The organism is Planosporangium spinosum (assembly GCF_049999945.1).
Lineage (GTDB): Bacteria > Actinomycetota > Actinomycetes > Mycobacteriales > Micromonosporaceae > Planosporangium > Planosporangium spinosum.
In genome coordinates, this window is the sequence record NZ_JBLYUB010000030.1 from 1 (window position 1) to 18,174 (window position 18,174).

The following is an 18,174-nucleotide window of genomic DNA, read 5'->3' on the forward strand; positions in this document are numbered from 1 at the left end:
GCCGCCACGACCACCGAACTCGCCGCCGCATAGCCACACCCGTTGCCCAGCCGGTTATCGACCGGAAAACTGAACAGCGCACAGAGCCTCACGCAGGCGATCTACACCATCTCGCGGGACGTGACCGACGGCTGGTGCGCCTGCCAGAGGCCGCGCGCCAGCCGCCACACCATAGGGCGCGGACAGCCGTCCGGTGGGTCGAGTGGTGGTTGGTCCGGATCGAAGGATGGCGGAGGTACCGGTGCCATGCGTCCAGCTCCATTGGGTAGGGATCCCACCACGACGAGCCCGGCATCGGGCGTGGGTTGCTGGCCCGGCACAAGCGGCTGCTGGGCGGGTGCGGCACATCCGGCCAGTTGTGGCGAGAGTCAACGTCGGTTCGCTACGACTGGCGACGCTATGGGGGTCCACAGAAACGACAGGACACCCCGTGTGGAGGACACGCGGGGTGTACCCGGACCGGTCGAGGATCGACTAGCGTTGCATGTTCGCTGCCTCAAGCAGCGGCCGGAGACCCGCCTCCACGGCAGGCTTGGCCTGGCCGCTAAGCTCGCGGAGCATGTCGCGTACCTGAGTGTTGAAGCGCAACTCTTCAGGCGACTCCTGGTGGATGCGTTGAATCATGTGGACCGCGGCCACGTTGTTTCGCTTCCAGACATAGCAGCGAGCGGCGTCCAGGTGGAAAGTGAGCCGTCGCTCGACTGCGGGTGCCGTGCTGATCGGTACTCGCTCCGCCAGTCGCAGCGCCTCTCCGGTACGGCCAAGCTCGACCGCCGCTGCCACCCGGTGTACTGCAACGTTCGTAGGCCCAAACACCATCCGAAAGCAGTTCGTCTCGCCCGTGGCGTTCGCTACCCGCGTAGCAGTCCCGAGCAGCCGGTGGACTTCGGCGTCGTCGCCAGCGCGGGAGGCTTCAGCCGCCCCAAGGAGGTGCAGGCTGCCGTACACGGCCAGGCGTACACGTGAAGCCTTGACCATGCGTCCCGTCAGATCTTCTATCGCGCGGCGGACGACCTCACGTGCCTGCGCCGTCCTCCCTTGGGCGGACAGGATCATGCCCAAGTTCCAGGCTGCGGCGGCCGCCAACTCCGGATCATCGGCATCGAGCGCGCACGATACCGCTCTGTCCGCCGCTAGGAGTGACCGGTCATGCTCACCGACGCGCTTGGTCCAGGTTCGCGCCAGTTGGTACAGCCTGCTAGCCAATCGCAGCGCCTGTCGTCTCTCGCCGGCCACATGGCGCCGAACCGCCCCCTGAACCTGCCTGATGAGTTCCGGCAACTGCTGACCTACTGCGTCATAGCGGAACGCCGATGGTGACTGCCACCCCTGCCACGCTGCTTCTATCCTGCCCGCCAGGCCATCGAGATCCGGAGGTTCGGCGGCGTGCACACCTTGATCCATGAGCGCGGAGTAGACGGCGTCGGAGGAGGGATGCCTGTGGCGCTCCGCCGGCAGAAGCGAGAACGGCACGCCAGTCAGTTCGCGTAGGTCCGTAAGGCGGAGTGCGCGCGCGAACAGTACAAGCTGCGAGAAGCGGGTTACCGACCGGTCGCCTGACTCGATCTTCTTCATCATGGACAGGGAGATGCCAACCAGTCCAGCGAGCTCTTCCTGGGTCAGTCCACGCCGAACCCGGTGACTGGCGATGCGGTACCCGAGCATCCACTCGTCGATTTCCATGACCACTGCCTCACGGGATGAAGCCGGTTGAAGAAAGTCGTACGCGCGCTTGTCAGCAGGCTACGCCGAACGTGGAAGACTCGGGCCATGGCCACTCATCCATCCAGGCGCTCCCTGGTGCTGTGGGACATCGACCATACCCTGATCGAAACGGCAGGACTGGGCAGTCGGTTCTATCGGGCGGCCTTCGAAACAATCACCAATCGGGAAATGGTCGAGCAGGCGGACGTGACCGGCAAGACCGAGCAGGCCATCCTGACCGAGACATTACGCATGCACCGCATCGAACCCACGGATGATCACCAGAAGCGGTACGCGGTCGAACTGGCCAGGCAGTACGAGCAGCACGCCGACCTGTTGCGGAACACGGGACGCGCCCTACCCGGCGCGGGCCAGGCGCTGACCGCTCTGGCCGCCGTACCAGGCACGGTGCAGACCGTCCTCACCGGAAACCTGAGGGAAGTAGCGTTCACGAAGCTGCGGGTATTCGACCTGGCGACGCCCATTGACTTCGAGGTCGGCGCATACGGTGAGGACGACAGCGAGCGGGCCAAGCTGGTGCCGGTGGCACAGGATCGCGCAGGGGCGAAGTACCGAACCCGGTTCGACGACGGCAACACGGTGATCATCGGCGACACCACGAGCGACGTGACCGCAGCCCGTCAGGGCGGAGCACAGATCGTGGCGGTCGCATCCGGCCGTGACAGTGAGGACGAGCTGCGCAGGGCGGGAGCCGATCGCGTCATTCCGGACCTGATCGAGACGCAACGATTGGTGGACGCGGTACAGGAAGCACTCATGCGCGGCGCAGACTGATCTCCGCAACCCTCGCCGCGAGGACCGTGACGCCGTATGTCGTGACGCGTCACTGCGTTCGCCCTGGCTCGGTCCGGTCGCGAGCGCAGGGAAACGTTGACGGCACTCGCTCGCGGCGCCGTGCATCGCACGCGGCAGCGGATTCGGGCAGGCCACGGTGGCTGGCGGCCAGGATCCGCCGGTGGCGTCTCACTGGCACGACGGTGACCAGCGCCCGACGTCGTGGTCGCCAGCTCCACCCGCAACAGACCGCAGAGATACCTTTGCAAAATAACCTCTGCGGTCTACCGTGACCACATGGATGAGGCTGAATCATCAGGGCTGCCGGACGAGCCCGGCGCCACACCGGCTCCCCCGCCCGGCGGCTGGCCCTTCCCGTTCGACCCGTCCCGCGACCTCATGCTCACCCCGCGACGCCTGCGGGGACTGGTGCACCCGATCCGGGTGCGGCTGCTGACCTTGCTGGAGACCGACGGCCCGGCCACCGCGTCGCAGCTCGGCCGCCGGATCGGCCAGTCCAGCGGGGTGACCAGCTACCACCTGCGGATGCTCGCCGACCTCGGCTTCGTGGAGGACGACACCGCGCGCGGCAACGGGCGCGACCGCTGGTGGCGCACGACGTACCGGTCCTCCGCGTTCAGCTTCCGCTCCCCCGACGACCCCGGTGACCCGGAGACCGCCGAGGTGGCCGAGCAGTACATGCGCATCGTGATCGGCACGTACTACGAGCGCATGCTCTCCTACGTCAACAGCCTCGCCGGCCGGCTCGACGAACTGCCGACGCTGCCGTGGACCTTCGCCGAGAAGGCCATCGAGCTGACCCACGACGAGGCACGGGCGCTCGCGGCGGAGGTCCACACGCTGATCGACCGCTATCGCCGCGCGCCCGGCACGGTCGGCCGGCGCCCCGGAACGCACCGCGCCACCTTCCAGTTCCAGATGCTGCCCGACGACCTGCCGTCCGAGGAGGATCCGTCGTGAGGCGCCGCGCGCCGTTCGTGGCGCTGCAGACCTCGCTCGTCATCTCGGTGGCCGGCACTTCGATGTCGGCGATCGCGATCCCGTGGCTCGTGCTGACCACCACCGGCAGCGCGGCCAAGACCGGCCTCGTCGGGTTCGCCACGATGATGCCGTACGTTGCCGCGCAGGCCCTGGCCGGTCCGCTGGTCGACCGTATCGGGCTGCGCCGGTCCTTCGTCTGGGGCAACAGCGTGGCCGCCGTCGTGGTCGGCGCGATCCCAGTGCTGTATGCCGCGGGTGGCCTCACCCTGCCCGCGCTGCTGACTCTCGTCGCGCTGGCCGGCCTGGTCCGCGGCGCCGCCGACTGCGCCAACAGCGCGCTGGTCCCGGCCACCGCCGGCGTCGGCGGCATCACGCTGGAGCGGGCGGCCGGCGTCAACGCGGCGGCCCACCGCACCGCGCTGCTGCTCGGCGCACCGCTGGCCGGTGTGCTGGTCACGCTCGCCGGTTCGCCGGTGGCGGTCGCCGTCGACGCCGCGACCTTCGCCGCGGCCGCCGCGATCGGAGCGATCTGGGTACGTGTCGCGGAGCAACCCACGGTCGAAGCCGACACCGAAGCCGCGCCTGCCCTGCGCCGCTACTGGCACGACCTCACGGCCGGGCTGCGGTTCGTCGCGGGCGACCGGCTACTGCTCGGGATCATCACCATGGTCGCCCTGACCAACCTGCTCGACCAGGGCCTGATAGAGGTGATGCTTCCGGTCTGGGTGCGCGACGAGGTCGGGTCGGCCGGGGCGCTCGGTGTCATCGTCGGGGTCGGCGGCCTGGGCGCCGTCCTGGGCAACCTGGTCGGCGCATGGCTCGGGCCTCGGGTGTCCCGGCGGGCGCTCTACACCGTGGGCTTCATCCTCGGCGGCGCACCACGGTTCTTCGTACTCGCCATGACCGGAACGCTGTCGCCGGTCGTCGCCGTTGTCGGAGTCGCTGAGGTGTTCGCCGGTTCGCTGAACGCCGTGATCGGGACCACGTCGTACGAGCGGATCCCCGAGGAGCTACGGGCCCGCGTCCTCGGTGCGGTACGGGCCAGCGCCTGGATCGGCACCCCGTTCGGGGCGCTGGTCGGCGGGTACGCCGTCGAAGCCCTCGACGTGCACACGGCACTACTGGTGTTCGGCGCCGCGTATCTGATCACCACGCTCGCGCCCGTCGTCTTCCCGGCCTGGCGCCAGATGCGCCGCCCCGACCCGCTCCCGGCCGACGAACGCCATGACGTCGCCGTACCGTGACCGCATCCCAACCCAGCCAGTGTCGCGCCTGAAGGGGTTCACATGACCGTCACGTACCTGATGGTCGCCCGGCTCCCGGAAGGAAGCCTGGACGCCTTCGACGCCTACGAGAACGCGGTTCTTCCACTGCTCGCCGAGCACGGCGGGCGGTTGGAGCGACGGCTGCGCACGGTGGACGACCGTATCGAGGCGCACGTGGTTTCCTTCCCCAGCGACGAGCACTTCGCCGCCTACCGGGCCGACCCGCGCCGCGCCGCGGGCGCCCCGTTGCTGGAGTCGTCCGGCGCGGAGATCGAGCTGCTGGCCGTACGCGACGTGACCGGATGACAACGCCGGGCGCCGCCGACTGTCCCTTTCGGATCTCCCGCCAGGTCGGTTAGGATCGGGCCCATGACTGCCGGGTCGGCCATGCGCCGCACACAGAACGGGCACCCGGCCGGCGCTTGATCACCGCGCGGGCGAGAGGCCCGCCCCCGTTGCGAGACGTGCGTACCGCCACTCGTAACGGAAGGAGGTGACAAGCATGAGCTGGCAGGATTTCCTCGCCCGTCACCAGGTAGGTGACGTGATCGAAGGCGTGGTGACCAAGCAGGTGCCGTTCGGTTCGTTCGTCGAGTCCGACGGCTTCACCGGTCTGGCGCACCAGCAGTCCTGGCCGGTCGGCACCCGCGTCTCGGTCAAGATCCTTGAGATCGACACCGAGAAGCAGCGGTTCAGCCTGGCCCCGGCCCGGTGACTCCGGCCTAGGTGAGCGCTGATCCGGGGGAAATGGGCTCCCCCGGATCAGCGCCCATCGCATTATCGCGGCGATCGGGCGATCCGCACACCCGAGCGGACCGCCGCCGGATCAGATCCGCTCGTCGGTGAGCACGCTGCTGAAACTCCGGATGAGACGGGTGTGCGCGCGGCCGGCGACCCCGGCGGGCACGAGCCGGGCGGCCCGCGCGACCAGCGGGTTGACCTCCTTGTTCGTCGTCTCACGGGCGGCCATCCGGGACACCCGGCGGACCCGCGGCGCCCGCTTGGCTTCGTACCGGCGAAGCACGGCGGGAATCTCCCGCCCGCCCGCGGCGAGTGCCCGCGTCAGCAACCAGGCGTCTTCGAGCGCCTGGTTGGCTCCCTGCGCCTGCGAGGGCGGGAAGACGTGGGCGGCGTCGCCGAGCAGGGTGGCCGCCCCGCTGCCCCACCGGTCGGGCACCTCGTGCAGGACGTGCGGGAAGGACTCGATGTCGGCGTCCTTGATGGCGTCCAGCGCGGCCGGCACCGGCCCGGCGTACCCGGCGAACCGGTCCCGCAGTACGGCGACCGGCGATTCGGCGATCGTCGGTTCCCCGACCCGATCGGGAACGTCGAACCACCACTGGAGGAGACCCTCGCCCGCCGGCATCAGACCGCACAGGCCGGCCGGGCCGACGACGCAGACGCCGGTACGCCCGTACGCCACCTCCGGCACGATCGGGGTCAGGCCCTGCCAGGTGGTCCAGCCGCAGAACCGGGCGGGGGCGCCGTCGAGGATCGCATGGCGTACCGCGGACCGGTGTCCGTCCGCACCCACGAGCACGTCGGCTTCGTGGCGATCGCCCCGCCCGTCGACGACCGTGACACCCTGGTCGTGCGGCACGACCGCGGCCACCTGGCGTCCATACTGGACGGTGTCGGACGGAAGCCCGGCGACCAGATGAGCGATCAGCCGGTCCCGGGGCACCGTGGCGACCGGGAAGCCGGTCCGGCGGGCCATCACCGTCAGGTCGACGGTCATCAACTCCGGCCCCTTCGAGGTCAGGAACCGCAGCGTGTCGATCCGGCCGCCCAGCTCCCCGAGCGGGGCGCCGAGGCCGGCCAGAGCCGCCGCGCCGTTGCTGAAGATGGTGACCGCCGCCCCGCCGGTACGGGCCTCCGGCGCCTGTTCCCACACCCGCACCGCCACGCCGGGTACCGCCCGTAGGCCCCGGGCCAGCGCCAGGCCGCCGACACCGGCGCCCGCCACGACAACGTCCATGCCGCCACCCATCCACATCAATTTATTAACTACGATCGTAGTACTACGGATGCTGCCATATGCTGAGGGCATGCCGCCACCGAACGACCAGCGCCGGGCGCAGCTCGCCGACGCCGCCCTCGAACTGCTCGTCGACGAGGGCGTCCACGGCGTCACCCACCGGTCCGTGGAGCGTCGGGCCGCACTGCCGGCCGGTACCGCCTCCAACTACTTCCGCAGCCGCGAGGCACTCCTGCTCGCGGTCGTCCGCCGGGTGGTCGCGCAGCATCAGGCAGACATGAACACGGCCCGCGTCGCCGACCCCGACGCACCGTGGCAGGAGCAGGCGATCGACCTGATCACCGAGTCCCTGATCCTCGCCGCCACCGTGCACCGCCGCCGCTACCTGGCCATCTTCGAACTTCGCCTGGAAGGGTTGCGCCGCCCGGCGCTCGCCGCGGAGATCGACGCGATGATGGAAGGTACCGCGGTCTTCACCGCGGAGCACCACGCCGCCCACCGCCTGCCCATCCCCCCGGCGGCGGTCCCCATCATGATGATCATGTACGGCGGCGCGCTGTTCGCCCTCGTGACGGGGCCACCGGAGGCGGCGACGCCGCAGTTCGTCCGCCCACTCGCCGAAGCGCTCGTCCGCGGGGCGCTGCACACCGCGCCATAGCAGAGCACGCGACGACGTGCCGGGGATCGGCGCCGCAGCCGCGACGGTACGGCTCAGCAACCGATCCGGGTCAGTAGCCGGTGCGGGTCAGTAGCCGGTGCGGGTCAGTAGCCGGTGCCGGTCAGTAGCCGGTGCGGGTCAGTAGCCGATCCGGGTCAGTAGTAGCCCTTCCGCCCGTCGAGCAGCTCGCGGATGGTGTCCAGGTGACCGGCGTGCCGGGCGGTCTCCTCGACCATGTGGATCACCATCCACCGCAGGGTCGCGGCGGCGGAGCCGAAGTCGGGGTGCTTGCCCACCTCGTCCAGCGAATGAGCCGAGATGATCTCGTTCGATACCGCACACTGCCGCTCGTACTCCTCCAGCAGCCGCGCGAGCGGGACGCCCTCGACCCGCATCTCGGCGTCCTCGGGCTCCTTCGCGAACTGCGGGTTGTGCTCGGCCGACCCGCCGAGGAAGAGCACCTCGAACCAGGCGTGCTCGACCCAGCGCAGGTGGGAGACGATACCCGCCACCGTCATCAGGGGCGAGGCCGGCAGGACGGACCGGTGGGCGTCCGCCTCGGACAGCCCTTCGCACTTGTAGTGGATGATCTCGCGCTGCAGGTCGAACCAGCCGAGCAGTTGGGTCCGTTCGTCGGCCACGAAGGGCGGGCGGCTACGGGAATTCGTCATGCGCGCCGACGTTACCCAGACCGGAACCGCCCCGCACCGCATTTATCCATCGGCGTCAACGCCCCTGGAGGGCCTTCACGTTGTCACCGAAGGTCCAGCCCTTCGACCCGTCCCAGTTGATCGACCAGGTCATCAGGCCCTTGAGCTGACCCGACTCGCTGTTCCAGGCCTGCGACACGAGCGACGGTGACATGTACCCACCACCGGCGCCCGGCTGCGCCGGCAGTCCGGGTACCTGCTTGTCGTAGGGGACCCGGATCGTCGTGCCCTGGATGACCAGTCCCCGGTTGAGGCAGTCGGTCTGCTTGGTGAACCCCTCGACCGTGCCGGCCGAGTACGAGTCGCCGGAGCAGCCGTACATGCTGCCGTTGTAGTACTGCATGTTCAGCCACCACAGCCGGCCGTTGTCGGCGTACTTCTTCACGATCGGCAGGTAGGCACCCCAGATCGAGCCGTACGTGACGCTGCCGCCGGTGACGTACGCCGTCTCGGGCGCCATCGTCAGGCCGAAGTTGGCGGGCATCTGCGCGAGTACGCCGTCGATGATGCGGATGAGGTTCGCCTGCGAGGGGGACAGCTGGTTGATGTTGCCGCTGCCGGACAGCCCGGTCTCGATGTCGATGTCGATGCCGTCGAAGTTGTACGTCTTCAGGATCGGCACGATCGTCGCCACGAACCGGTCGGCGACGGCGGTGGAGCTCAGGTCGATGCCGGCCGCCGCGCCCCCGATCGACATCAGGATCGTAGCCCCGGCCGCCTTGGCCTGGCACATCTCGGCCGGCGTGGCGACCTTCACGCCCGCGTCCATGCCGTCGGACCACAGCACGGTGCCGTCCGAGCGGATGACCGGGAACGCCGCGTTGATCACGTTGTAGCCGTGCGCCCGGATCCGGGAATCGGTGATCGGGATCCAGCCGAGCGGCGGGTGCACCCCGTTCGCCGCGCCGTCCCAGTTCTCCCAGTACCCCTGGAGCACCTTGCCCGTCGGCCTCGACTTGACCGCACAGGTGGCCGACCCGGGCGGCGGGGACGTCGGCGACGGCGCACCGGTGGCGGTGGGTGACGGCGACGGTGACCGGGTGGGCGACGGGGACGGAGACGGCGAGCGCGTCGGCGTGACCGTGGGTGACGGGGCGCCGCCGTCGCAGGCGCCGAGGTCCCTCCACAGCGACGGCGTGCTCGCCGGGTTCCATCCGGTTCCCGGGTACGCGGTGTGCGCCACCAGCGCCTCGTACAGCCGGCCGTTGTAGGTGACCCGGGCGCCCACCGCGTAGCTGGTGCCCTCGGCCCACGCCGGTGCGGAGCATGCCACGAGCACCGTGCCGGTGGAGCCGGCCGCGAGCACCGTACCGGCGGAGCCGCCGACCAGCGCGGCGCGGCCGCTCGGCGCGAGGACGAGCCCCATCGTGACGGCCATCGCCGCACCGGCCACCAGGGCAACAGCCCGACGTCGAGCGCTCATGGCATCCCCCAACCCATCGACAGGAAGGAATGCTATCAGTTAACTGTCTTCAAAGTAACCGCTCGGGCGAGGGCCGGAAATTGTCGGTACCCACCGGCAGGATGCGCGGATGGGATCATTGCCCGCTCCGTTGCCGCGACCGAGTCAGGTGAGGATCCGCGATGCCCGAACGTACGTCCGTGCCGCTGCACTTCGTGGAGAAGGGGGCCGGCACGCCGGTGCTGGCCCTGCACGGATGGACCCCCGACCACCGGCTGATGCTCGGCTGACCTCGCCGACACCGGCGCGATGGCGCGCATCGAGCGACGCTGGCGGCTCACCGACGATCCCGAGGGCGGCGCGCCGTTCGAGCGGCCGACCCTTATCCTGACCGGCCGCCAGGACGACAGCGTCGGCTACGTCGACCAGTTCGCACTGCTGCCGCACTATCCGCGCGCGAGCTTCGCGGTGGTCGACGTGGCCGGGCACAACCTGCAGATCGATCAGCCAGCCCTGTTCGATGCCCTGGTACGGGAGTGGCTCGACCGCGTCGCCGCCGAGTCCTGAATGGGGCGGCGCTCAGGACGCCGGCGGGGCGGCGCTCAGGACGCCGGCGGACCGTCAGTCCGGCCGGCGGACCGTCATTCAGGCAGCGGGCCGGCGCGTGCGCACCGCGTGCCGGTGGCGCCGCCACAGGTGCCAGGCCGCCACCCCGGCCACCAGCACGACGGCCGCGGCGACGAGGTACGAGAAGTATCGGGTGACCAGCGGGTACACCCGGCCGATGTCCTCGCCGGTGAGGTAACCGAGCGTCAGCCACGCCCCGACCCAGAGCACCCCGCCGATCGCGTCCCGGACGAAGTAGCGCCGCCAGGGCATGCCGACCGTACCGGCGACCAGGCCCACCGTCTGGCGCAGCCCGTCGATGAAGCGCGCCACGACGACGATGTTGCCGCCGCCCCGGCACAGGAATCCCTCGGCCCGCCGTACCCGGGCCTCGGTCAGCCCGACGTAATGACCCCAGCGCAGGACCGCCGGGCGGCCGAGCAGCCGCCCGAGGCCGTACCCGACGTTGTCGCCCAGGATCGCCCCGACGACGGCCACGGCGGCCACCCCGGCGACGCTCAGGTGGCCGGCACCGGCGTAGACGGCCGCGGCGACCAGCACGGTCACCGCGGGGACGGGCACCCCGAAACCCTCCACGAACGCGAAGATGGCGACCACCGCGTACCCGTAACGGTCCAGCAGCGGCGCGGCATGGGCGAGCGGACCGGGCAGCGGATGACTCACCCTGGCCTCCTGACCACGGCCGGGCGGCGGAAACCTACCGCGCGTGCACCGGCAGGTGGCAGTAGCCGTGCAGGGCCAGCCCTTCGCGCGACTCCGGCGTTCCGGCCAGCGCCAGTCGCGGGAACCGGGTCAGCAGGGCGGGCAGCGCGACCCTGGTCTCCAGCCGGGCCAGCGGGGCGCCCAGGCAGTGGTGGACGCCGCCGCCGAACGACAGTGGCGGCGCCTCGGCGCGGTCCAGCCGGAGCACGTCGGGATCGGTGAACACCTCCGGATCCCGGTTGGCCGCGCCGAGCAGCGTGACGATCTGCTGCCCGGCCGCCAGGGCGACCCCACCGATCTCGACGTCAACCGGTGAGCTGCGGCTGGACAGCAACTGCACCGGCGAGTCGTAGCGCAGCAACTCCTCGACCGCGGCCTCGGCCAGGTCCGGCCGCTTCCGCAGCCGGGCGGCCTGCTCGGGATGGTCGAGCAGCGCGACCAGGCTGTTGGCCAGCAGCAGCGTGGTCGTCTCGAACCCGGCGGCCAGCAGCAGCGCCGCCATGGTCGTCAGCTCGTCGGCGGTCAGCCGGTCCGCGCCGGCGCCGGTCGCACCGACCAGCGCCGAGATCAGGTCGTCGGCCGGGCTGGCACGGCGCTGGGCGGCCAGGTCGGCCAGGTAGTCGCGGATGGTCACGGCGGCCGTGTCGGCCCGGCCGACCCTGTCCGGTGCCAGCGTGTCCAGCACCGCCGTCCAGTCGCGGACCAGGTCCTGGAACATCGGCCGGTCGCCGGAGGGCACCCCGAGCAGTTCACCGATGACGGTGACCGGCAGCGGGAACGCGAACGCGGTCACGAAGTCGGTCTCGCCGGCGGTCCGCTCGCACAGCTCCGCGACGATCGCCTCGACCGCGGGTCGCAGCGCGGCGACCCGGCGTGGGGTGAACGCCGTCGAGACCAGGCGGCGCAGCCGGGTGTGCTCCGGCGGGTTGATGGTGAGAATGCTGGTGAACAGCAGGCGCAGTGACGGCCGGTCCCACCACTGTGGATAGCCCGCCGCCGCCAGTCGCAGCTGGGGTTCCTTGCGGAGCCGGTGGTCGCGCAGCAGCGCCGCGCAGGCCCGGTACCCGGTGACGAACAGCGTCCCGTCCGGTGCGGTGACCGCCGGCCCCCACGCCCGCAGCCGCCGGTAGATCGGGTACGGATCGGCCTGCCCGGCCGGCGCGCCGAGCGCGGCGACCACCTCGCCGACGGCGCCGCGATCCACCGTACCGGTCATGGCCCTCCTCCCGAACCGGTCCAGCATGCGCGGGCTGCCCCGGCCGGCGGAAGGGCCGGCGCGGCAACGCGACGTTTCCGTTGCCGCGACGGCCAATGCCGGGTCGTGACGCCCCTCCTCACAGGATGCGCTGGATGGCGCGCGTGACCTCATCCGGGCGTTCCACCGGCGCCAGATGGGCGGTGCCCGCGAGGTCGACCCGTTGGGCCCCGGGGATGCCGGCGCCGAGCAGGTCGGAGACCTGCTGGAGCCAGGGCAGGTCTTCGGCTCCGTTGACGACGACCGTCGGCGTTCGCACCTCGGCCAGGCGGTTCACGGCCGGAGGTTCGAGCTGCCGCTCGGCGACAGCAGGGGCGGACCATTCGCGGGTGAACAGGTCCCGCAGCATGGTCAGTGCCAACTGCCAGGTGGCCGGCTCCACGTCGGCGGGCTTGCGGTTCGGGCCGGCGACCAGCAGCCGGGCCTGGGCCTGGGCCATCGCGTCGACGTCCTCGGCGCGCGCCTCGTCGGCCGCCCGAGCCTGGTAGAGCGCCAGCCGCTCCGCGGGCACCGCCGCGCGCACGGCCTGCCCGGTGTACCGCCGCATCTCCGCCGGCCAGACGTGCCCCGACAGTCCTGAACTGATCAGAACCAGGCCACGGACCCGGGTCGGCGCCGCGAGGGCGGCATCGAGGGCATAGGCGCCGCCCATCGAGCAACCCACCAACACCGCGTCGTCGACGGCGAGCGCATCCAGCACCGCCAGAAGGTCCTGGTAGTGGCACACCGGGCCGACCGCCGTGTCCGACTCGCCGACGCCGCGCCAGTCGTACCGGATCACCCGCCAGTTCGCGGACAGCGCCCGGAACTGCGACTCCCACATGCGTCGATCGGCCATGCCGGCGTGTGAGAACAGCACCGCCGGGCCGTGGCCCGCCTCGTCGTAGGCGATCCGTCCTCCGTCGACCCGAAGGTATGTCGTCCGCGGGAAGGCCCCGGAGGTGGTGCTCTCCTGCGTGTCGCTCACGGCGGCGCTCCTCTCGTCGCGGCTTGTCAACCCGGGTCGCACCCGTGCTGCCGAACGTACCGCGCCGGGACGGCGCACGGCGTCGTGATGTTTAGGGTTGCCGATGCGTGGGCCATAACTCTGCTACGCCGACGAGGAGGTCGTGATGTCGACGCTCGCCCATGTGAGCACCCGCCGGCGGCCCGACGGCGTTGTCGTGGTCACCGCGCGGGGCGAGTTCGACCTGCGCACCACCGACCTGCTGCGGGGCGCCCTGGTCGACGCGCTCACCCGGCAGCGACCCGACCGGCTGATCGTCGACGTCGCCGGGGTGACCTTCATGGACTCCATGGGGCTGCGCGCGCTGGTCGGCGCCTACCGCCTGGCCAGCCGCCAGAACACCCGGTTCGGCATGGCGGATCCCAGCCCCTTCATGCGCCAGAAGCTGGAGGCCGTCGGCCTGGCCGGCATCCTCGGCGTACCGCCGACCGACAGTGACGCCGACCGCGCCGGCCAGGACGTCGTGGCAACAGGCACCGTGGCAACAGGCACCGTGGCAACACCGGCCTGAGCGGCGACACCGGCCTGAGAGACCGTCGGGATATATAACCGCATAACGGGTAGCACCGGACGCCGATCGTACCCGCCCGGGGAGCCCGCCACCGGAGCCGCGCTCTCGCCATCAATCCTCAGGTCACCGCCGAACCGGCCGATCTACGGGTACCGGCTCGAGGCGGGAGAAGGATCTGTGCAGCGCCGCGCCCCCGTAACCGTGGGTGACCGAAATGACCTGGTGCGGGTACCACCATGGCGGGACCCGACACTGGTGCTGCTCACCGTACTCAGCGTCGGGTCGCTCGCCTGGTTCGCACTGGTACCGCAGACCCCGCACGCCCGCGCCGTCGCGTTCTGGGTGGTGCAGCCGCCGCTGGACCTGGCCAGCGCCTGGTTCGCGCTGCGGGTGGCCCGGCTGCCCGCCACCCCGCGCCCGTCCCGCCGCCTGCACCTGGCGTTCGCCGTGGCCCTGGCGCTGTTCACGGTCGGCGACACCGTCCAGGCGGTGCTCACCGCGGTCCGCCATCCGGTCGGCGGCCTGACCGCCGGGCCGGCGCAGACCACGTTCTTCGCCGCCGGGATGGCGCTGATCCTGCTCGTCATGCTCACCTACCCCCGGGTCGACAAGGGTGCCCACGCCGGGCTGCGGTTCTGGCTGGACTCCGGCACGGTCCTGCTCGGCGCCGGCGTCCTCGCGCTGGCGATCGTCGGCACCGGCGCGGGTACCGGCACGATCCTGCTCTGCGCGGCGCTGATGCTGACCATCGCGCTGTCGGCGACCCGGCTGCTGCTCAGCGGGGCGGCGCCGATGGGCCGCCCGGCGGCCCTGCTGGGCCTGAGCGACGCGCTGCTGCAGGGGCTGGGAATCTACCTGTCCGCGGTACCCCACCTCCACGGCAACGGCGCGGTGGTCGGCCTGCGGCTGCTGCCGTCGGTCCTGATCGTCGCGGTCTTCCGGGTACAGGAGCTGACGGTCCGGGCCGGCGAGCACCATCGGCGTACCCGCCGGCACTACAGCGCGCTGCCGTACATCGCGGTCGCCGTCGGGTACGGCGCGCTCATCGTGATCCTCCCCGCGGACCTGGGAGCGCGGGCGTGGCTGGGGCTCGCCGGGGTGTTCGGCATCACCACGGTGGTGGTCGTACGCCAGTTGGTCAGCCTCGCCGACAACATCGACCTGATTCAGCAGCTCGACGCCAGCCTGCTGCGGATGAGCCGGCAGGAGGAGCGGTTCCGTTCGCTGCTGATGCACTCCTCCGACATCGTCACCGTGCTCGACGCCAACTTCCGGTTCACGTTCGCCAGCCCGGCCGTGCAGCGCACGCTGGGCTGGCGGCCCGACGAGGTCATCGGCGCGCCGGTGGTCCGCTTCCTGCACCCGGATGACTACGCGGTGCTGGTCCGGCGGTTCCCGGCGATCACCGCCACCCCCGGTGCCTCGATCACGTACCAGGCCCGCTACCTGCACGCCGACGGCGGCTGGCGCTGGCTGGAAGTGGTCAACACCAACCTGCTGGCGGACCCGAGCGTCGAGGGCTACGTCAGCAACGCCCGCGACGTCACCGAGGCCCGCGTACTGCAGGAACGGCTGCACCGCGAAGCCACCCACGACGCACTCACCGGCCTGCCCAACCGCGCCGTCTTCAGCGAGCGGCTGGCTGCGGCCCGGGCCACGGCGGCGGGGCTGCACGTCGCCCTCATCGACCTGGACGACTTCAAGCTCATCAACGACGAGCTGGGCCACGGGGTCGGCGACAACCTGCTGGTGGAGATCGCCCGCCGGCTGCGCGACGGGGTCCGCGACGGCGACACCGTCGCCCGCCTGGGCGGCGACGAGTTCGCGGTGCTGCTGTCCGGCCGTACCCATGCCGAGGCGGACGAGCTGCTCGGCCGCCTCGCCGAGGACCTGCAACGGCCCGTCTCCGCCGACGGGCACGACCTGCTCGTACAGGCCAGCATCGGGGTCGCGGACGCCGACGACGACGCCGACCCGGCGGAACTGCTGCGCCGCGCGGACGTGGCGATGTACGCGGCCAAGGAGCGCGGCAAGAGCCGCTCGGCCCGGTACGACCTGTCCATGGACGCGCAGAGCAGCGAGGACGCCCGCCTCGGCGCGCAGCTGCGGCAGGCCCTCGACAGCTGCCGGCTGCCGCACCTCGGCAAGGCCGAGCTGTCCCTGGCCTACCAGCCGATCGTGCGGCTCCCCGGCGGCGAGGTGGCCGGCGTCGAGGCGCTCATCCGCTGGTATCACCCCGAACGCGGCCCGGTACGCCCGGACGTGTTCATCCCGGTCGCCGAACGCAACGGCCTGATCCTGCCGCTCGGGCGCTGGATCCTGGCGGAGGCGTGCCGGCAGGCGGTGGAGTGGCGGACCCGCTTCGGCGCGGGCGCGCCGGACCTCATGAGCGTCAACGTGTCGGCCCGGCAGCTACGCGACCCCGGGTTCGCCGAGACCGTGGCCGAGGTACTCACCGAGACCGGGATCGCGCCGGAGTCGCTGGTCGTCGAGGTGACCGAGACCGCGGTCTTCGACAGCGGTACCGCGTTGGAGACGCTGCGCGCGCTGGACCGGCTGGGGGTAGGGATCGCGCTGGACGACTTCGGCACCGGCCACTCGTCGCTGGGCCTGCTGCGCACCTGCCCGGCCAACGTGTTGAAGGTCGACAAGTCGTTCGTGGACGAGATCGCCGTCGCCGGCGAGTCGGTCGTCATCGCCACCGCGCTGATCGAGATCGCGGCCGGCCTCGACCTGCGGGCCGTGGCCGAGGGCGTGGAGACCCGGGACCAGGCCGAGATCCTCTACGAGCTGGGTTACCGGTATGCGCAGGGCTACCACTTCAGCCGCCCGTTGAGCGCCGCCGAGCTGTCCGGGAAGCTGGAGCAGGACGCCGCCTGCGCCGCCTGAGCCGGCCCGCCGGTCGGCCCGCCGGACAGCCGGCCGGCCGCCGGACAGCCGGCCGGACGGACGGACAGTCGGTCGGACGGACGGTCGGGGCCGGTTCAGGGGTGGTCGTTGGGCGCCGGTCCGGTGTCGATGCGCGTCCGGTAGATCCAGACCGGGTAGTCCACCGCCAGCTTGCCGCCGTTGAACCCGGGCGTGTGGTTGAGCTGCGCCGCCGGTACCCACAGGAAGCCGTCGCTGTCGATCCACATGGCGTCCGGCCAGATCAGCCGCGGGTCGGCGATCAGGGGTTGTACATGGCGGTCCGGCGAGATCCTCAGGATGCGCCGGCTGTTGGTGTCGCCGAGGTAGATGACGCCGGCCGCGTCGATGGCGGTACCGCCGGTGGTCGGCGTGTCCAGCCACAGCTCCACCTGGCCGGCCAGGGTATCGGCCGGCACCTCCGGGTCGTCCAGCCAGCGGGTACCGATCCGCCACAGCGGGCCCGACGCCGGCTGGTAGTACAGGTACTGCCCGTCGGGTGAGACCTCGAGCTGGTCGGCGTGCACGCGCGCCTCGTTGCCGGCCGGGCCGCGCAGCACCTTCCCGTCCGCGTACAGCGGGCGGCTGTCGACCGTACTGGGATGGCCGTCGAGCACGCGGCGCGCGGTGCCGGTACCGGGGTGGAACACGATCAGGCCGGGCGCCCCGGCGTCGGTGAGGTAGATCGTGTCGCCGTTGAACCGGAGGTCGTCGACGTAACTGGTGTCCCGGGTCGCCGGCCCGAGATCGTGGATCTGCGCCACCCGGTCGGCGGTCAGGTCGACCACGATCAGCCGGGCGCCACCCGGGACCGCCGGTGCGCCGATGCCCGGCGCCCCGGCGTCGACGATCCACAGCCGGCCGTCCGGGCCGGTCCGGAGCGCGTTCACCCGCACGTACGCCCCGTCGGGGTTGTGGTCGTCGCGGACGGCGTTCCAGGACTCGTCCGGGTACGGTGTGATCCCGCCGTCGGACGTCACCTCGGCCACCTGGACGCCGGGGCCGTCGGCGGATGGAAAGCCGACGAAGGTCCGTTCGTCGCGGGTGGTGGTGACGGCGTTCCAGACCCGGTCGGCGTCGAGCACAGGGGCGAGTCGTACGTCCACCGCGGTGGGCAGGCCGGCCATCAGTGAACTCCTCGGCGAGGGTGTCCGAACGCGGTGAGCTACCCGGGCCGTCGCCGTTGATGCCTCTCCCGCGCGTCGACCAACCGGCCGCCGGCGGTGAGCAGGTCGACGAGCACCGCCGTCTGGGCGTGCGCGAGATCCCGGGTGGCGGTGAGCAGCGTGGTGGGGCCGGCGTCGACGTACTCCCGCAGCCGCCGCACCGCCGCGGCGTGCTCCGCGTCGGCCAACTCGGCCCGGTACCGGTCGGCGAACTCCGCGAACCGGGCCGGATCATGGCCGTACCAGCGGCGCAGCTCGTGGGAGGGCGCGACGTCGGACAGCCAGTCGTCCAGCCGCGCCGCGTCCCGGCGCAGGCCGCGCGGCCAGATCCGGTCGACCAGGATCCGGGCGCCGTCGGCGTCGTCCGGCTCGTCGTAGACGCGCTTGGCGGTCACCCGCGGCACGGTCACCACGGGTACCTCCTGCCCGGTTCGCGCCGGCACGAACCCGCCCGTGTGGCGCATGGTGCGCGTCGCGCCCATGATC

Annotated in this window: 18 protein-coding genes; 9 read left to right on the top strand and 9 right to left on the bottom strand. The window is 71.4% G+C overall.

What is annotated here, in order from left to right; genetic code table 11:
- Positions 1-474: 474 nt before the first annotated feature.
- Positions 475-1,683 (bottom strand): helix-turn-helix domain-containing protein, encoded by a 1,209-nt coding sequence (locus ACNTMW_RS28750; RefSeq protein WP_426637033.1) that lies wholly within the window; start codon positions 1,681-1,683, stop codon positions 475-477.
- A gap of 117 nt (positions 1,684-1,800) precedes the next feature.
- On the opposite strand from ACNTMW_RS28750, the gene ACNTMW_RS28755 reads away from it, so the two are divergent.
- The 5 genes from ACNTMW_RS28755 (at position 1,801) to ACNTMW_RS28775 (ending at position 5,481) form a co-directional block, all read left to right on the top strand.
- Positions 1,801-2,499 carry an HAD family hydrolase gene (locus ACNTMW_RS28755; RefSeq protein WP_426637034.1) on the top strand — a complete coding sequence of 233 codons (699 nt, stop codon included), beginning with the start codon at positions 1,801-1,803 and terminating at the stop codon, positions 2,497-2,499.
- Between the two features lie 297 nt (positions 2,500-2,796).
- Complete coding sequence (locus ACNTMW_RS28760; RefSeq protein WP_426637035.1) at positions 2,797-3,480, top strand: helix-turn-helix domain-containing protein; 684 nt, start codon at positions 2,797-2,799, stop codon at positions 3,478-3,480.
- Entirely contained in the window at positions 3,477-4,745 is a 1,269-nt protein-coding gene (locus ACNTMW_RS28765) for an MFS transporter (RefSeq protein ID WP_426637036.1), read from the top strand. Before ACNTMW_RS28760 ends, ACNTMW_RS28765 begins: the two co-directional genes overlap by 4 nt.
- Before the next feature lie 42 nt (positions 4,746-4,787).
- On the top strand, positions 4,788-5,072 hold the full coding sequence (locus tag ACNTMW_RS28770) for a hypothetical protein (RefSeq protein WP_426637037.1): 285 nt from the start codon (positions 4,788-4,790) through the stop codon (positions 5,070-5,072).
- A gap of 196 nt (positions 5,073-5,268) precedes the next feature.
- Positions 5,269-5,481 (top strand): S1 RNA-binding domain-containing protein, encoded by a 213-nt coding sequence (locus ACNTMW_RS28775; protein WP_426637038.1) that lies wholly within the window; start codon positions 5,269-5,271, stop codon positions 5,479-5,481.
- A gap of 111 nt (positions 5,482-5,592) precedes the next feature.
- Here ACNTMW_RS28775 and ACNTMW_RS28780 read toward each other — a convergent pair whose 3' ends face one another.
- Positions 5,593-6,744, bottom strand: coding sequence for an FAD-dependent oxidoreductase (locus tag ACNTMW_RS28780; protein ID WP_426637039.1), 1,152 nt, complete (start codon positions 6,742-6,744; stop codon positions 5,593-5,595).
- A 70-nt stretch (positions 6,745-6,814) separates the two neighbouring features.
- Between ACNTMW_RS28780 and ACNTMW_RS28785 the strand changes: the two genes are divergently transcribed.
- Positions 6,815-7,402: a TetR/AcrR family transcriptional regulator gene (locus ACNTMW_RS28785; RefSeq protein ID WP_426637040.1), complete on the top strand. Its 588-nt coding sequence runs from the start codon at positions 6,815-6,817 to the stop codon at positions 7,400-7,402.
- 155 nt (positions 7,403-7,557) lie between these two features.
- Here the strand turns inward: ACNTMW_RS28785 and ACNTMW_RS28790 are convergent, their stop codons facing one another.
- Both ACNTMW_RS28790 and ACNTMW_RS28795 read right to left on the bottom strand, forming a co-directional pair.
- The gene (locus ACNTMW_RS28790; protein ID WP_426637041.1) at positions 7,558-8,073 is read right to left on the bottom strand and encodes a DinB family protein; all 516 of its coding nucleotides are present in this window, start codon (positions 8,071-8,073) and stop codon (positions 7,558-7,560) included.
- A gap of 55 nt (positions 8,074-8,128) precedes the next feature.
- Positions 8,129-9,535 (bottom strand): carbohydrate-binding protein, encoded by a 1,407-nt coding sequence (locus ACNTMW_RS28795; RefSeq protein WP_426637042.1) that lies wholly within the window; start codon positions 9,533-9,535, stop codon positions 8,129-8,131.
- 288 nt (positions 9,536-9,823) lie between these two features.
- Between ACNTMW_RS28795 and ACNTMW_RS28800 the strand changes: the two genes are divergently transcribed.
- Entirely contained in the window at positions 9,824-10,081 is a 258-nt protein-coding gene (locus ACNTMW_RS28800; RefSeq protein WP_426637043.1) for an alpha/beta fold hydrolase, read from the top strand.
- Between the two features lie 78 nt (positions 10,082-10,159).
- Here ACNTMW_RS28800 and ACNTMW_RS28805 read toward each other — a convergent pair whose 3' ends face one another.
- The 3 genes from ACNTMW_RS28805 to ACNTMW_RS28815 form a co-directional block, all read right to left on the bottom strand.
- Positions 10,160-10,804, bottom strand: a complete 645-nt coding sequence (locus tag ACNTMW_RS28805; RefSeq protein WP_426637044.1) for a DedA family protein — start codon at positions 10,802-10,804, stop codon at positions 10,160-10,162.
- A 34-nt stretch (positions 10,805-10,838) separates the two neighbouring features.
- A complete protein-coding gene (locus ACNTMW_RS28810) occupies positions 10,839-12,059 on the bottom strand; it encodes a cytochrome P450 (protein ID WP_426637045.1) in 1,221 nt (406 codons plus the stop codon).
- A 118-nt stretch (positions 12,060-12,177) separates the two neighbouring features.
- Positions 12,178-13,065: an alpha/beta fold hydrolase gene (locus tag ACNTMW_RS28815; protein WP_426637046.1), complete on the bottom strand. Its 888-nt coding sequence runs from the start codon at positions 13,063-13,065 to the stop codon at positions 12,178-12,180.
- Between the two features lie 145 nt (positions 13,066-13,210).
- Here ACNTMW_RS28815 and ACNTMW_RS28820 point away from each other — a divergent pair, with 145 nt between their 5' ends.
- The gene (locus tag ACNTMW_RS28820) at positions 13,211-13,615 is read left to right on the top strand and encodes an STAS domain-containing protein (RefSeq protein ID WP_426637047.1); all 405 of its coding nucleotides are present in this window, start codon (positions 13,211-13,213) and stop codon (positions 13,613-13,615) included.
- A 222-nt stretch (positions 13,616-13,837) separates the two neighbouring features.
- Positions 13,838-16,504 (top strand): putative bifunctional diguanylate cyclase/phosphodiesterase, encoded by a 2,667-nt coding sequence (locus ACNTMW_RS28825; protein WP_426637048.1) that lies wholly within the window; start codon positions 13,838-13,840, stop codon positions 16,502-16,504.
- 95 nt (positions 16,505-16,599) lie between these two features.
- On the opposite strand, the gene ACNTMW_RS28830 is transcribed toward ACNTMW_RS28825, so the two are convergent.
- Positions 16,600-17,649, bottom strand: a complete 1,050-nt coding sequence (locus ACNTMW_RS28830; RefSeq protein ID WP_426637049.1) for an L-dopachrome tautomerase-related protein — start codon at positions 17,647-17,649, stop codon at positions 16,600-16,602.
- A gap of 38 nt (positions 17,650-17,687) precedes the next feature.
- Positions 17,688-18,170, bottom strand: a complete 483-nt coding sequence (locus ACNTMW_RS28835) for a DUF488 domain-containing protein (RefSeq protein WP_426637050.1) — start codon at positions 18,168-18,170, stop codon at positions 17,688-17,690.
- Positions 18,171-18,174 lie beyond the last annotated feature (4 nt).